This window comes from Pseudomonas putida (assembly GCA_041879295.1).
Classification (GTDB): domain Bacteria; phylum Pseudomonadota; class Gammaproteobacteria; order Pseudomonadales; family Pseudomonadaceae; genus Aquipseudomonas; species Aquipseudomonas putida_Y.
Genome location: CP047153.1, coordinates 46,158 through 59,595 on the forward strand (window position 1 = coordinate 46,158; position 13,438 = coordinate 59,595).

Below are 13,438 nucleotides of genomic sequence, written 5' to 3' on the forward strand. Positions count from 1 at the left end.
GGCCCTTCTGAAGGTACGGCGACCTAGGTTGTCGCCCATGGGGCAAAAATTAAATTGTCGTATAGTTTAATTAATCGTTGATAAATGTTGTCCTATAGTTTAATTTCTGTATCCAGTAAGTAAGCAGGCCAGGGGCGCTCCAATCCACCTGGCGAGCGCCACACAACTCTTCTAGGACGGCTGCATGCTGATCAAAAAAATCCTCACTCACTTCCACTTCTGTTGCGGCTTGGGCGGTGGTGCCAAAGGCTTCAACGAGGCGAAGCCCATCGTCGGCAACATGCAGGCTGAATGGGAGTGCCTGGGCGGCGTCGACGTTGATCCGGCCGGCCTTGCCGACTTCAAGCGTTTGACCGGTGTGGAGGGCACGCAGTTGGATCTCTTCACCCGCGAGCAGTACATCAGGTTCCACGGCAAGGAACCGCCAGCCGGATGGAGGGAAGCAACCACAGAAGACATCCGCCGTGCAGCACAGAACCGCCGGCCCGATACCGTCTTCATCAGCTCCCCGTGCAAGGGCGCCAGCGGACTGCTGTCGGAGAAGATGAGTGCGACCCCCAAGTACCAGGCCTTGAACGAGCTCACCCTGCGTTGCATCTGGCTGATGGCGGAGACATGGCGCGACGATCCTGTGCCGATGCTGGTATTCGAGAACGTCCCGCGTCTGGCCAACCGCGGCCGGCACCTGCTGGACCAGATCGGCGCCCTGCTAAGCCACTATGGGTACGCTGTCGCCGAAACCACCCATGACTGCGGGGTGATCGGCGGCTTGGCTCAAAGCCGCAAGCGATTTCTGTTGGTAGCTCGCCATGTCGAGAAGGTCCCGCCGTTCCTGTACGAGCCTGAGAAGAAGAGCCTGCGCTCTGTAGGCGAAATCCTCAGCCGCATGCCTCTTGCCGGCGACATCGAGCGAGCCGGACCAATGCACCGAGTGCCAGCTCTGCAATGGAAAACCTGGGTCCGCCTGGCTTTGGTCGAGGCGGGGAAAGACTGGCGCAGCCTCAACAACCTGGCGATCCAAGATGGGTATCTGCGTGACCTGGTCATCGTCCCTGGATATCGAGCGGGATACATGGGGGTGCATGGCTGGAACGAAAGTATGGGCACGGTGGCTGGACGATCGAACCCAACAAACGGGGCGTTCTCGGTGGCTGACCCGCGAGCCCGGGCCGGCGCCCTGCAGTATCAGCAGTACGGTGTTCGCCGGTGGCAAGACACCAGCGGCGCCATCATTGGCGTCAAGAGCCCAGGGCAAGGCACATTCAGTGTCGCTGATCCCCGAGCGGCCAAGATGCGCACAAATGGCGAACCCTACCTGCCTGGCGGGCACTACGGCGTGGTGCCGTTGCAGGGCGCCGCGGGCGGTCAGCATGACGACGGCCGGTGGCACGTTGCCGATACCCAGCTTCCAGGCGCTGACGAGAAGCTCACCTGCATCATCGAATCCCTCGACGGTACCTGGCACCGGCCCTTCACGACCTTGGAGCTGGCGGCGATCCAGAGCCTTGTCGAGCCAGAGGAGCAACTGGAATTGGACGGGTTGAGCGACCAGGCCTGGCGCGAACGAATCGGCAACGCAGTTCCCCCGAAGGCAGCGAAAGCCATCGGTCATGTGATGGGCACTACGTTGCTGCTGGCCGCTCAAGGGGAGACTTTCATGCTGAGCAGCATGCCCATCTGGGTGCGGCCAGTCGCAGTAGGCCTGAGCGTATCTCAGCTGGCGGCACAATGATCATGGTCGGCCCACGGCTCCGGTGTAACCGCGGCCTAGGCGCCAGCTCAGCCGGTGCACAGCGTGCTGAAGACCCTTTAGAGACCGCCGATACAGTGCTGCCAATGATCGGCAAAACCGATGCCGGGTGCGCCTGGCGTCATCACTACGACGTGAAGATCACGTCATCACGATGAGATGTAGAAAAATGGATGACAGAAACAACGGCCTTCTGATCGAAGGCTTCGTGCAGGGTTCCTATGACCGCATGTTCGGTGCCGGCAAGTTGGAGGCTCGCCACAACCCGCTTACCAGCTGGTCTCAGGCAACCATCTCCAACAGTCAAAGCAACTTCCAGGACACGCACCGCGAGGTGAAGCGCACCTTCGAAGGCTTGCAGCACACGCTCTACAAGGAAGGCGGCAACGATGAGCTGCTGAACGAGCTTTCTGCTGTCGAGGAGCGTCTGACCAGCGCTACGACCGTCGACGAGCTGGGCACTGCGATCAGCGAGTCGCGGCCAGTGCTTGACCAGGTGTTTGGCCGGTAAGGCAGCCGCTTGAGGCCCTGGACAGCGTTCAGGGCTTCTCACTGATCAGTGCACGCATGAGCCACCTCACATGCTTGGGCGCTGTGTGGCCAACCCGGACAAGCCCGGTTACTTCATTCACGCAGATCCAGATCTATGCAGCGACTGCCTGGCGGCGGCGACCACTCTGCGCTTCGCTACTGGCCGCTACGCCGAGGGCATGTGGTCAATGGCGCGCTGACGCAGACCTACACGAAGAGATAACCAACCACTTCAGCCGCATCCGGCCACGGAGGGCGCCGCATGAATGGAGAAATCCATGAGCTACTTCTACAAGACCGAATCCCCAAAGCTGCCTGACACGGAAATCACCATGACCACAGCAATCGACCTGTTCGCCGGCCTCGGCGGATGGAGCACCGGCGCGCGCGCCGCAGGCGTCCAGGTTCTCTGGGCGGCAAATCACTGGCCGGTGGCCGTTGAATGGCACAGCGCCAACCACCCCGATACGCAGCACGTCTGCCAGGATCTGCACCAAGCGCGCTGGGAGCAGGTGCCAGCGCACGACATCCTGCTCGCCTCGCCCTGTTGCCAGGGCCACGCCAAGGCACGAGGTAAGAAGTCGGGCAACCCGGAACACGATGCATCGCGCTCGACGGCCTGGGCGCCGGTATCGGCTTTGGAGTTCCACCGGCCTCAGGCGGCAGTGATCGAGAACGTGCCGGAGTTCACCGACTGGGTGCTCTACCCGGCCTGGCTGCAAGCGGTACAGGCGCTGGGGTATCAGGCAGCGCCGCATATCGTCGACTGCGCCGACCTCGGAGTGCCGCAGCACCGCGTGCGCCTGTTCATGGTGCTGACGCGCAGCAAGGCGCCGCTCATGCTGCAACTGCCGAGCGAGCGGCATGTGCCGGCCGCCAGCTTCCTCGACTTCGACGCCGGGCGCTGGTCACAGATCGAGAAACCAGGCCGGGCTCAAGCCACCCTTGACCGGGTGAGAAATGGCCGCCAGCGGTTCGGCGACCGCTTCATCATGCCCTACTACAGCAAGGGCTCAGGCACCACCGGCCGGGACATCAACCGGCCGATCGGCACCATAACCACCCTGGACCGCTGGGCCCTAGTCGACGGTGACCGGATGCGGATGCTCAGCGCAAGCGAGGCCCTGGCTGCGATGTCGTTCCCGGCTGACACCCTGCGCCCAGACAATCACCGGCTGACCATGCACATGGCCGGCAACGCGGTACCGCCGCTGGCCGGCCAGCGCGTCATCGAGGCCTTGATGAAGGCCGCCTGACCGTAGGGCACACTTGTACTCCGCCCTACTGTAATCCCCTCAGGGTATGGGCGCCAGCTACAAGGGCACTCACACCTTCGGCTTGAACGTTGAGCGAGACGAGTCAACCGAGGACATCGAGATGCGCGCACGAGCTCGTGCCCGGCAGCAGGTCGCCGATGGCGGCTGCTGGCCAGTCTGGGTTGTTCAGGTAAGCAGTCTGCTGGTTACCCGCGATCATGCTCCCCTCCCGGGCGCTTAGACCGCCGGCGTCCGCACCACTGCACGCTATGCCCAGTCTCCGAGCTGGGTCGCGCCGATAGAAAGACAATCATCAATGACCTGCTGGCGCAGTTGCCGCCAGAGGTCGCACGCCTACAGGAGGCAAAGCATGACCATCACAAAGATCACCGAATGCCCGGAGTGCGGTGGCAAGTCGCTGACTTGGCAAACGCACAACAAGAACATCAGCGATGCTCAGCACGGGCGCCTGCGCGCCGGCGACATTCGCTGCGAGCTGGTTCTGGGCTGTGATGCATGCTCGGAAACCCTGGCCATCATGAGCGCCGACCAGGTAGCGGCATGGCTCACAGAACAAGGACAGGAACAGGCTGTTCAGCACCAGGGCAGTGATGCCATCCCAACGTCCGCCAGTGCTGGCGAGGTTGAAGAGTCGCTGCTGTGGCTTGACGACTTTGTTGCGCGCTGCAATGGAGATGACCGCGGCTCCTGTTCCGCTGTCGAGACTCTGCGAGCTGCACTGTCCGCCAAGGTGCAGGCCAAGAAGGTCAGCGCCGTTGCCTTGCGTGAGGCGATGGAGAACCTCGCGATCAGCGCTTCTGTGGCCGACCACCCACCCGTGTTCCTGCCAGCGTCGGTGCGCCAGCATCCGCTTGTGATGCTGGGCGGTGTGTGCGTGCGGGTTACCTACTCCGGACTCAAGTGGTACCACGAGCAGTTGGTCGATGACCGCTGGAATGCGCTGGCCGTGGATGAGTTTGAGGCGCTGCTGGTCGAGGCACTGGCCAAGGCATGAGCATGCCCGCTGATCACTGATCTCTCGCGGTACCGAGAGCCCAGTATTGCCCACTGGCCACTGGTGATGGTCTTCGGACCGAACTGGGGTCAGGTGGGTATGCAAAAATAGGCACATGTGCCTACTCGCATGCTAGGCACATGTGCCTATTTACGGATTCCTGATCACAGGCCACTCATCAAGATGGAGAGCCTCGAAATGGCTGCCACCCCGCGCAAACCTCGCAACAAACCGACTCAGCTGCAGACTGGCATTCTCCTCGCCGCTGCGGATCTCTCTCGCTACATCTACGACAGGGCCGATGCCGCTGCGCTGCTGAAGCGGCAGGGGCTAACTGATGCAAACTGCTCGGCCCTAGACGAAATGGACAAAGAGCAGCTGCGGATCCTGCGCGATGATTATGGGCTCGCCAGACTGCGCGGTTTGGATTGAGGACCGCCTCGTTCTGTCGTAGGTGCGACTGTGCACCACCAGCCACGACGTTCATCCAGAGCGGCGCAAGAGCAACGACTTCACAGCACCGATCACGGTAAGCGACAACGCCTGGATTGGCGCAGGGTGTGTGGTGCTGCCGGGTGTCAGCATTGGGCACAATAGCGTGGTTGCCGCCAACAGCGTGGTCACCGAGGATGTTGTGCCGAATGCGCTTTATGCGGGTTCGCCGGCACGCTTCAAGAAGTGGCTCGTTGTTCCTGAAGAAGCTTGAGAGGAGAGGGTTTCCCATGCTGGGATAGCCTTCCTGTGGGCGCCCAGTCGCGTCCTGATGGCTGAGCCAGGCAGTCGTCCCCCATGCCCTTTACTCACTTGCCCCTCGATCGCCCAGCTTTAAGCCATGCCGGGCGCTGCCCGCCGCCGTGGTTCCGCTGGTTTCGATGATTCAGCAGAAAAAGTTATCGTATAGGACAACTTATGGTTGCCATAAATTGTCCTATGGTTTAATCTTTTCTCCGTAGTCATCTACCAGGACAAATCAATGCGTACCTTCAAAGGGTCCATCAAGACTGACGTTCAGGGCTCCGATGTGGAGTTCGAGGTCGAAGACAACGCCACCCAGGATGAAGTCGAATACGAAGCCAAGCAGGCTGCCTTCGAGCACGTGGAGTGGAATTTCACGGAAGTGAAGGGCGCGTAAGGCGCTTCAGGCCCCACCCAGATAGAACAGGTGATAGTGATGGAACAGGTTTATCCGCGGGAGACGCTTGAGCACAAGCGTGCAGGTTTTGAGCAGGGCATCAAGAAGATCGCCGTCGAGCGCTTTGGCCACTCGGCCAATGACAACACCTTCTACATGCTGATCGAGCGCAACCGTAATGGTCGCTACGCCGTCGAGTGGGTGCGTGGGGCGTGGGAAGGCCTGCAGCTGGCTGAACAGCTTCAGGCCAGCTCGCTGGAGGCCGGTAAGGGCCCGATGGCGCTGCAGATCAATTTCCCGGCGGCCGAGCGTGCGAGCGTCAGCGATTCCAAGCTCTACAGCCATGCCGAAGTGCCGAGTATGGACCTGGCCGACGTGGATTACATTCTGCACCTCACCGTGCGGGCTGCCGACCCAGACCAAGAGCGTCTCCTTGCCGATACCTGCACTCGTGCCGTGACCTCCGCTCCCAAAGCGCTGGCTGCGATGCAGCAGGCCTACTCGAAGCTGGACAGCGTTGCCTTCGTGTCGGAGGAGGGTGACACCGACGAGGTTAAAAGCGCCCTGCTCGAAGCCATGGCCGCTCTCTCTGTTCAGTGAGTGAGCTCCTCTCTGCGCCCGGGCGTGAAGCATGACCAGGGCGTGGGTCGAGGCCTGATAATCAGCGCCAGCACACACAGGATCCAACATGGACCAGCAGCCGAATTGGCGAGTTACCTACCATGGCAACCAGGGTAATACCATCACCGTCGAGGTGATCGCATCCACCTACAGCGACGCCATCAGCAAGGCGTCCGCCAAGCTCCTCAACGTGTACTTCCAGTCTGCGGTACAGATCTAGGTCAGCTCCTGAAGCACGCATCCCCAGCCATAGAGCTGGGTCGATGCCGTGGAAGCGGCGCGGATTTCGCGTGCGCAGCAGGGGTAGGAAGATCATGCCGTTGACCTGGAACGTTGCTTATTACTCGGGGATGTCCAGCACTCAGGACCTGAGGGCTGCCGTTGATGAGGGCGTCCCAGTAGGTGTTGTTGCCACACTGCTCGACACCCTTAAACTCCTTCGGACGCTTCCACGTCATTTGGATGCAGGCGGCGCCGTGTTCATTGACTCGGGGGCCTTTTCTGCATTTCAGAAAGGCGAGCTCGTGAGCTGGGAGAAAGTGTTTTTCGCCTACGAATGCGTGCTGGGGCGGACGGACTACCCCGGGGCGCTGAGTATCGTGGCACCGGATGTCATCGGTGACCAGTCGGCAACCCTCGACTTGTGGGCTGTGCACGCAGAGCGAGTTCGCACGTGGATCACGGCCGGCGCTCGTGTGATCATTCCCCTGCAGTGTGGGGAGCTGTCTGCCGGTGAGATGCTGGCGCATGCAAAGCGGATATTTCAGACCGACCAGTTCTGCGCGGGCATCCCATCCAACCTAGCGGCAATGAGTGCTGAGGATTGTGCAACCCTGCACCATCACGACTTCCACCTGCTGGGACGTGTGGTGATCAACGCCGAGTTGGGCGATAAACTGCGTGCCCTGCTGGCCAACAATCCCGGTGCCATCTACACGGCAGATGCAAACTGGCTGCGCTCCCGCATCAAGCAAATCAGCCTGTCGGCTAAGGAATTGCGGCAAGCGCCGCCGGACAACCCGTTTGAGTCCTCGCGAACTCGTGCCGTACGGGCAATGTTGCGTTAGGATGCCTATCACCAAAAAAATTACCCCCTTCGCCAGGAGAGGCAGAATGGAAGTAAAATCGAATCTCTACCCTTGCTCTCACTGTGACCGCACGGGCACCTGCAATCGTGCCGTTGAAGGCGCATCCTGCGCTGCCTGCGTGAAGGCCAATGAGCTGAAAGGGGGCCATGTAGGATTACCTTGTGGGACCTGCGGGGGCATTGGTCATGCAGAGCCACTGACTGAACGGTTCAACAAACGCTTGCCACTGTTTATGGGCCTGGCGGTCGTGTTCATCCTACTGTTTGGTGTTTTCTTGGGCGCTGCTACTGAGAGCAAATACTTTACTGAATTACTCGCTTTTTCTGGCCCTTTGATAGGGGTGGTGTTGGCCTACTACTTCAGTGCTCGCAACTCGCGGCAGCCATGATGCGCGTCACGTTGCCAGCCTAATAACAGGCACTTTCACCGCCCAAGCGAAAAAACGTCTGAGACACGGACTCAACCCATGACACAGAACACCGGCAGCGCTCTTTGTTCGCACTGTGGTGCAGCTTATCGACTTTCATCCGACTTCAAGCGTGACATGCAGAGGCTTTGCAACGCATGGCTTAGCCGCCACGTGCGTGCTTGTGCGACCAGATCGCCGTCACAGCGCCGATCCTGGGCGCAGAAGTACGTTGGGAAGGATTTCACTGAGAGCAGCTTGACGGTCAACCTGGAGCATCCTGGTTTTAAAGAGGTCCAGCTCGGCCAAGCAGTTTTTGGGGGCGCTTCAGATCCCCTCAACCCATCTGGCCAGCCTGCCGGGCAGATTCGTTCTTCCTCCTATTGAAGGTGCGGGTTGTTAACCGCTCTGGCAGAGTGTTGCAGGGCGAACACCCATTCTGTCAGTGGCGATAGCAGCGCATCAGCTATCGCAGCCATTATGCCAGTGAAACCACCTGTCATTTCCATAGGAGCTGTGAAGTGAAGTCCGTCGATGTTGTGAGCAAGGCTTGGACAGATACATACGAAGAGATTGCTGCTAAGGCCCAGCTTGTGCGGGATGTGCTGGAGCAGCGCAACGTGAGGCTGCGGTCCGGCAGCGCACTTTCGCAACTGCTTAGCCAGGCCGACAAGCTGAGCCTAGCGTGGGCAGAGCAAGTGAAGCCAGATGACCGGGTGGTCTGGGAAGCGGCGTTCGTGAACCGTCTGGCTGATGCGGTCACCAACTTGCCTGAAGAGCCAGGAATTCAAGAGGCGCTCAAGCGTATGGCCGGCAGCGTCATGCAGCCGGATGATCGGAACACCTCCCAAGGGAAGGACGCTCTCTGGGAGCTGGTGCTGCTGTCCGACTTGAAGAGCCGAGGGTTAGCAGCCAAAGCTGCAGAACCCGATATCCTGGTTGACTTCGGCATGGGCGACTATCCGATCGCTTGTAAGAAGATCTGGTCTGAGAGCGGAGTTGAGAAGCGTGTTAGCCATGCAGCCAAGCAGCTGGCGCCGTTCAACAATGGCGGGGTCATCGCTCTCAATCTGGACGATTTGGTTCCTGTCGGGAAAGCTGTGAGCGTTCCTACCAAGGAGCTTGCAAAGGCTGTTCTGACCAAGTTCAACCTGGACTTCATTGAGCGTCATCGAGACGTGCTGCAAGACGCTGTCATGAGCGGCAAATGCGATGGCTTCTTCATCTCGACGACCGCCTTTGCTGTCCTGGCGGAGGAGGAGACATCGGCCTACCTCGCTACGCAAGGTTCTTTGTGGCACCTCGGAGATTCGTCGCCAGAGTCCTGCGAGCGCTTCCTTGCATTTGGTCACACGCAGGGCATGTAACCAGGAGCCTGCAGAACCACGAAGCGCCGGAAAATCCTGGGAGTGACAGTCAACACAGTGCTGTCGAGTAGCCTCGCTAAGGTCGAAAAGATGCGAGAGGATTGACAGCCGCTTCGAAAAATCAGACATTGCGATTTCTGAGGACGCAAGTCTGTTTCGTTGAGCGCGGTCAGTCCTCTTGGGATTGGTCGCGTTTTCCTACATTTTTGGGGTCTCCTTTTCTGCTCATTGGTCATGACTCTCATGACTGATCAGAATCTCAAGCAACCGGCTTGCCCGCCGACCCTCTCAGCATTTCCGGCATATCATCAAATCCCTTCCTCAACGCATGCTATCCGATCATTCTTCAGCTGTAGCTCTTATACTGATCTGTCCTCAGGCTGTGGTAACATCAGTTATACGTACGTGTTATGTATCAATTTGCTTGTGTCTGGGGGTGTGTATGGCAAGTGACGAAGCTCTAGGGTGTGATTACCAAGGCAGGCATTTCGGTGCGGCCTATCCCGATGCGCAGTGCGTCGACGGTTTTCTCTGGGATGAGGATAGCTGCGATGAGCCTGGAGGTGCTCTTCTCCATGGAGGCGACATTCCCTGCCCAAAATGTAATTCAGCTGCGCATGCCACGTACTACGGTACGGAAGAAGACTCAGCGTCGCCCTCGGCCCAGTCGACTGGCAACGGTCCTTACCAGCTACTCCCCAACAACCCCGAAGATTCGCCGGGCTGTGCACCTGCTCTGTCGTGAGCTTGATCAGCTACACAGGTTCGAACGTTCATACACTCACTGGAAAAAGCATGTCACCACTTCGAAAGATTGCTGTGCTCGGTTGTGTCGCTCTGTCGCTGGCAGGGTGCAATGACAAAAAGATCAATGTCACCATTCCGACTGGCTCGACCCTCTACGTCAAGCTGTATCACCTCGGTGATCCTGCGCTCGGCTCGGTTCTGCCAACCGAGTACCGGGCTGGAGGGTTTGGCAAAGTGGAATATGAAATGTCTCAGGTCCTGGCCGGAAATGAATGCGCCCTGGGCATTCCTCTGAAATGGAACAGCCGCCAGCTCAAGCATGAGACTTCTACCGCCACACTGTCCTGCGACGGAGCTGATCAGCGAGAGCTGAAGGGCTATGTGATCGGTGAAGACGGCAAACAAGGCCTGGCCGGTGTTACGTTGGGCAGCGTGGTCCCGTTTGTGGTCACCGAGACAGCAACGGTCAAATAGCCCCGGGGGAGAGCATCATGCAGCTGTCGAAATTGCGGCCACGGCTGTACCCAAACGGGCGGCTAGCCCTGGAGCTGCTCTACGAGGATGGTGAGCACTGGGGCGTGCTCACAACAAACCTCGTGGAGGCCGAGTTGGCGGTCGATGAGGTGTGTATCCACGCCTGGCAACTGCCCGATCAGGTCTTGGATCTGCACCTGGCATCCGGAAAGTTTGAAGACACTGGCAGGGTTGAACCTGCTGGTTTTGAAGACGCACCTGTGTGGCGGGTCATCTGCCCAGAGCTGCTGGCGCATGCCCAGCGAATGCGGGCTCATACGAGGTAAGCAACATGGATTACTCGCAACTGCTTGAGCGGAGCTTTCTTCAGATGGCTCACACGTCTGTAAGCCGCCTGGGATATCTCGCGGAGCACGTTTTCGGGTTCACTACGGATTCACCCAGTGCTGACGAGCTGTTCGCTGCCAAAGCTGTAGAGGTCTGCGCTGCGCTGGGCAATCGAACGATGCGGGAGTACGTTACTACCAAAGACGGGCACCTCTGGTTCTTGTTGATGTTCAACATGCCATTCTTCGCTGGGCGCCTCGATTGGGGCACCTCGATGACCGGATCCTGGTGGAGCGTTGAGCATGGAGAATTTTTGGAGCTGGATAGCTGCGGGCTCTGGACAGAAACCGGCCAGCTGTTAGAACCGATGCGCTTCACACTTGACCAGTGGAAGGAGTTCATCAACGCGGTCGTCGCTTTCGCTGCGCCCGAACTGGGGCCGGGCGCTGGGAAAGGCTTTGAGGAATTGCCGGCGTTATGAGGTCGGCTGAAGGCCGAAGGATTCTGCAATTCGGCCGATGATGGTCTTGAGGTCACCCCGAATCTTGAGCGCTTTGAAGTCGATCTCTTCGACCGCCAGGCGCTCAAGGAATAGCGCCATGTCTGCAGTAATGCTTGCGGGCAACTCAATCACCTCGCCAGTCAGCAGGCCCGCCAGGGCCAGGACATCGTTCCGATGCTTCCTGACGTTCTTCGAGTCAACTGCTTCACCGTTTGCCTTGCGCTGAGACAAGTCGAGCCAGGCCTTAGCTTTGAAGGGGATAAGACGATCAGCGCTGATGTATGTCAGCTCCTCGCTCTGATGGCGGCCGGAACGCAACAGGGTGTAATAGTCTTCATCGAGCAGGATAGCGCTCAAACTCGAAACCGACTCATCTGTGGGGATTGGGGTCAGCGTTGCGTTTTCCTCATGCTCAAGGCCATCCGGTGCACGAGAGAATAGTTCGATCATTACCGGGTAGGTTTCGTCGGCGGGATTCTGGAATCTGTAGAAGACCGGCCTGTCACCCCCTCTTTGTTTGATCTCATAGCCGCCGGCCTTTATGAACTCCCAGAACCTGTTAACAAAATGGGAGTCCAGAGCCTCAATCACGAGCACGATGTCTAGGTCTTTCGTGGCCCTGAAGCTCTCTCCCGCGTCTTCCATCGCCAGAGCAGAGGCAACGCCACCGATTAGGACGTAGCTATCGCGGAAATCGCGAAAGTGCCGGCCAAAAATATCTAAACCTTTCACGCTAACCAATGTACCTGCTCCTTGAGTTCATCCAACGCAATCTGAATGCGTTCGTCGGGGTTGTCTTCCAGGCTCAGAAACAGCGACGCTGTGTCTGCCATATACTGCGTTTCGGTGAGCGACGGATACCCCCAGATCTCCACCCACTCCTCGATCGAGTCCACCGACTCGACTACCTCAAACGCATCAAGCGCCAGCATGTCATTGAACACTTTCTTGCTCATCCCCCATACGGCCTGCTTAGGCTCCGCCAGCATCGTGTACTTGGCCAGGGCAGTTTCCCCCGCGATGAATACTCCCGGGGCCATGGGGATAGCATTTCGGGTAATACCAATTCTCTTTTTGACGGGGGACCGCAGGTGCTTCTTGGCCTTCTGGAACACCTCTGCAGGCGACCCGTTGAAGGCGTAGGTCTTCCAATGCAGCTCGCTTTTCGCAGGGCTAATCACCCCCAGCGATACCAGCTGATCCACTGCCTTCGAGAGGGTCACGCGACTGTAGCCCAGGTCCCCCAGCAAAGCGTTCGTAGTGAAGTAGGTTTCGTCGGGTATCCCGGAATATAGGCACGAGAGAAGCATGGCTTGGGCCGCGGGGAGGAGGGCGGCTACCTCGCTCTGCTCTCGCCGCTGACGGAAGCTTTCACGCAGGTCCAGCGCCATCTCAGGTATGAACATCTGGAAGCTGGGCTGGATGAAATTGACCTGGTGCATGATCAGGCTGCGGCGGTCTTGAGTCGACAAGGACCAGCAGACGTACACTACTACCTGGTTGGTGACGTTGCGCACCATCTCGATGTGCTTCTGCAGCTTCACGATGCCTGGGTACTCAATATCATCACGGGAGACCAGCAGCATCATGTTGAACGCCGAACTGTTCCCCATAGGTACGCTCAACTCGTAGGTCTTGTAGCTGTCCCGGATGGTATAGGGGACTCGGAGTGGCACCGGAGTCATCTGCGCTGCCACACCTAAAACGGACTCAATGTAGGCCTTAGCTTCGTCTTGTAAATTCGGCATGAGCCGGCCTCGTGTTAACTACTTTTTTTCACTGTAAACCACAGTGGTTTACAAGTCAAAAAAGTGGTTTACAATCCAATGTTTACTGGGGTTAAACGGAAATGTGCCATTTATAGTGGGTTAGAAAAAGCCCCAGCCAGAGTATGCGCTGTGCACTGCACAGTGTGAAGTGCACACAAGCAGTTCAAGCGCCGTCAGGTGGTCTGCTGACTTTTCCTACATCCATAACGGAACCGTCTGATCGACACCGTTGGATCAGAGGGGGAAGGTCAGGTTTTTCACCGAGGAAATGGAGCAAGGAAAATGGCTAGGCCAAACACCAGCGAACTGAAGCTACCTCTCAGCTTACACTTGGATCAGAGCACCCTGGATGCGATCATCCGCTTCAGGGCCGCACGTGCAGCACATTTGAAGTATGCGCACGACGATACAGCTGCCAGCGCAGAAATGTTTCTGGCGCTCCAGCAAGCTGAG

Annotated in this window: 17 protein-coding genes and 1 pseudogene; 16 read left to right on the forward strand and 2 right to left on the reverse strand. The window is 58.5% G+C overall.

The features are described from left to right. Positions 1 to 184 precede the first annotated feature (184 nt). The 16 genes and pseudogenes from GST84_26540 to GST84_26615 all read left to right on the forward strand — a co-directional run bounded on the left by GST84_26540 (position 185) and on the right by GST84_26615 (position 11,195). Complete coding sequence (locus GST84_26540; GenBank protein ID XGB15877.1) at positions 185 to 1,732, forward strand: DNA cytosine methyltransferase; 1,548 nt, start codon at positions 185 to 187, stop codon at positions 1,730 to 1,732. 187 nt (positions 1,733 to 1,919) lie between these two features. Then, a complete protein-coding gene (locus tag GST84_26545) occupies positions 1,920 to 2,261 on the forward strand; it encodes a hypothetical protein (protein ID XGB15878.1) in 342 nt (113 codons plus the stop codon). A gap of 70 nt (positions 2,262 to 2,331) precedes the next feature. Next, positions 2,332 to 2,481 (forward strand): hypothetical protein, encoded by a 150-nt coding sequence (locus GST84_26550; GenBank protein XGB15879.1) that lies wholly within the window; start codon positions 2,332 to 2,334, stop codon positions 2,479 to 2,481. 132 nt (positions 2,482 to 2,613) lie between these two features. Beyond that, entirely contained in the window at positions 2,614 to 3,537 is a 924-nt protein-coding gene (locus GST84_26555) for a DNA cytosine methyltransferase (protein XGB16078.1), read from the forward strand. Between the two features lie 370 nt (positions 3,538 to 3,907). Then, entirely contained in the window at positions 3,908 to 4,552 is a 645-nt protein-coding gene (locus GST84_26560) for a hypothetical protein (GenBank protein ID XGB15880.1), read from the forward strand. Between the two features lie 198 nt (positions 4,553 to 4,750). Next, the gene (locus GST84_26565) at positions 4,751 to 4,984 is read left to right on the forward strand and encodes a hypothetical protein (GenBank protein ID XGB15881.1); all 234 of its coding nucleotides are present in this window, start codon (positions 4,751 to 4,753) and stop codon (positions 4,982 to 4,984) included. A 22-nt stretch (positions 4,985 to 5,006) separates the two neighbouring features. Continuing rightward, positions 5,007 to 5,258, forward strand: a pseudogene (locus GST84_26570) (sugar O-acetyltransferase). A gap of 267 nt (positions 5,259 to 5,525) precedes the next feature. Further along, complete coding sequence (locus tag GST84_26575) at positions 5,526 to 5,684, forward strand: hypothetical protein (GenBank protein ID XGB15882.1); 159 nt, start codon at positions 5,526 to 5,528, stop codon at positions 5,682 to 5,684. A gap of 276 nt (positions 5,685 to 5,960) precedes the next feature. Next, a complete protein-coding gene (locus tag GST84_26580; GenBank protein XGB16079.1) occupies positions 5,961 to 6,284 on the forward strand; it encodes a hypothetical protein in 324 nt (107 codons plus the stop codon). A gap of 88 nt (positions 6,285 to 6,372) precedes the next feature. Further along, complete coding sequence (locus tag GST84_26585) at positions 6,373 to 6,525, forward strand: hypothetical protein (GenBank protein ID XGB15883.1); 153 nt, start codon at positions 6,373 to 6,375, stop codon at positions 6,523 to 6,525. A gap of 130 nt (positions 6,526 to 6,655) precedes the next feature. Beyond that, entirely contained in the window at positions 6,656 to 7,372 is a 717-nt protein-coding gene (locus tag GST84_26590) for a hypothetical protein (protein XGB16080.1), read from the forward strand. Position 7,373: 1 nt separating this feature from the next. After that, positions 7,374 to 7,781 (forward strand): molecular chaperone DnaJ, encoded by a 408-nt coding sequence (locus tag GST84_26595; protein ID XGB15884.1) that lies wholly within the window; start codon positions 7,374 to 7,376, stop codon positions 7,779 to 7,781. 539 nt (positions 7,782 to 8,320) lie between these two features. After that, complete coding sequence (locus GST84_26600) at positions 8,321 to 9,166, forward strand: hypothetical protein (protein ID XGB15885.1); 846 nt, start codon at positions 8,321 to 8,323, stop codon at positions 9,164 to 9,166. 795 nt (positions 9,167 to 9,961) lie between these two features. Beyond that, on the forward strand, positions 9,962 to 10,387 hold the full coding sequence (locus tag GST84_26605) for a hypothetical protein (protein ID XGB16081.1): 426 nt from the start codon (positions 9,962 to 9,964) through the stop codon (positions 10,385 to 10,387). Positions 10,388 to 10,404: 17 nt separating this feature from the next. Beyond that, positions 10,405 to 10,713 (forward strand): hypothetical protein, encoded by a 309-nt coding sequence (locus tag GST84_26610; GenBank protein ID XGB15886.1) that lies wholly within the window; start codon positions 10,405 to 10,407, stop codon positions 10,711 to 10,713. Between the two features lie 5 nt (positions 10,714 to 10,718). After that, positions 10,719 to 11,195: a hypothetical protein gene (locus GST84_26615; GenBank protein XGB15887.1), complete on the forward strand. Its 477-nt coding sequence runs from the start codon at positions 10,719 to 10,721 to the stop codon at positions 11,193 to 11,195. On the opposite strand, the gene GST84_26620 is transcribed toward GST84_26615, so the two are convergent. Then, complete coding sequence (locus tag GST84_26620) at positions 11,190 to 11,957, reverse strand: hypothetical protein (GenBank protein ID XGB15888.1); 768 nt, start codon at positions 11,955 to 11,957, stop codon at positions 11,190 to 11,192. The genes GST84_26615 and GST84_26620 overlap by 6 nt on opposite strands. Beyond that, positions 11,945 to 12,964 carry a hypothetical protein gene (locus GST84_26625; protein XGB15889.1) on the reverse strand — a complete coding sequence of 340 codons (1,020 nt, stop codon included), beginning with the start codon at positions 12,962 to 12,964 and terminating at the stop codon, positions 11,945 to 11,947. The genes GST84_26620 and GST84_26625 overlap by 13 nt, the downstream gene beginning before the upstream one ends. Between the last annotated feature and the right edge of the window lie 474 nt (positions 12,965 to 13,438).

Coding starts and splice junctions, on each gene's coding strand:
- GST84_26575 (XGB15882.1), top strand. CDS start 5,526: ATGCGTACCTTCAAAGGGTCCATCAAGACTGACGTTCAGGGCTCCGAT.
- GST84_26540 (XGB15877.1), top strand. CDS start 185: ATGCTGATCAAAAAAATCCTCACTCACTTCCACTTCTGTTGCGGCTTG.
- GST84_26545 (XGB15878.1), top strand. CDS start 1,920: ATGGATGACAGAAACAACGGCCTTCTGATCGAAGGCTTCGTGCAGGGT.
- GST84_26625 (XGB15889.1), bottom strand. CDS start 12,964: ATGCCGAATTTACAAGACGAAGCTAAGGCCTACATTGAGTCCGTTTTA.
- GST84_26605 (XGB16081.1), top strand. CDS start 9,962: ATGTCACCACTTCGAAAGATTGCTGTGCTCGGTTGTGTCGCTCTGTCG.
- GST84_26585 (XGB15883.1), top strand. CDS start 6,373: ATGGACCAGCAGCCGAATTGGCGAGTTACCTACCATGGCAACCAGGGT.
- GST84_26615 (XGB15887.1), top strand. CDS start 10,719: ATGGATTACTCGCAACTGCTTGAGCGGAGCTTTCTTCAGATGGCTCAC.
- GST84_26565 (XGB15881.1), top strand. CDS start 4,751: ATGGCTGCCACCCCGCGCAAACCTCGCAACAAACCGACTCAGCTGCAG.
- GST84_26555 (XGB16078.1), top strand. CDS start 2,614: ATGACCACAGCAATCGACCTGTTCGCCGGCCTCGGCGGATGGAGCACC.
- GST84_26595 (XGB15884.1), top strand. CDS start 7,374: ATGCCTATCACCAAAAAAATTACCCCCTTCGCCAGGAGAGGCAGAATG.
- GST84_26580 (XGB16079.1), top strand. CDS start 5,961: ATGGCGCTGCAGATCAATTTCCCGGCGGCCGAGCGTGCGAGCGTCAGC.
- GST84_26550 (XGB15879.1), top strand. CDS start 2,332: ATGCTTGGGCGCTGTGTGGCCAACCCGGACAAGCCCGGTTACTTCATT.
- GST84_26560 (XGB15880.1), top strand. CDS start 3,908: ATGACCATCACAAAGATCACCGAATGCCCGGAGTGCGGTGGCAAGTCG.
- GST84_26610 (XGB15886.1), top strand. CDS start 10,405: ATGCAGCTGTCGAAATTGCGGCCACGGCTGTACCCAAACGGGCGGCTA.
- GST84_26590 (XGB16080.1), top strand. CDS start 6,656: ATGTCCAGCACTCAGGACCTGAGGGCTGCCGTTGATGAGGGCGTCCCA.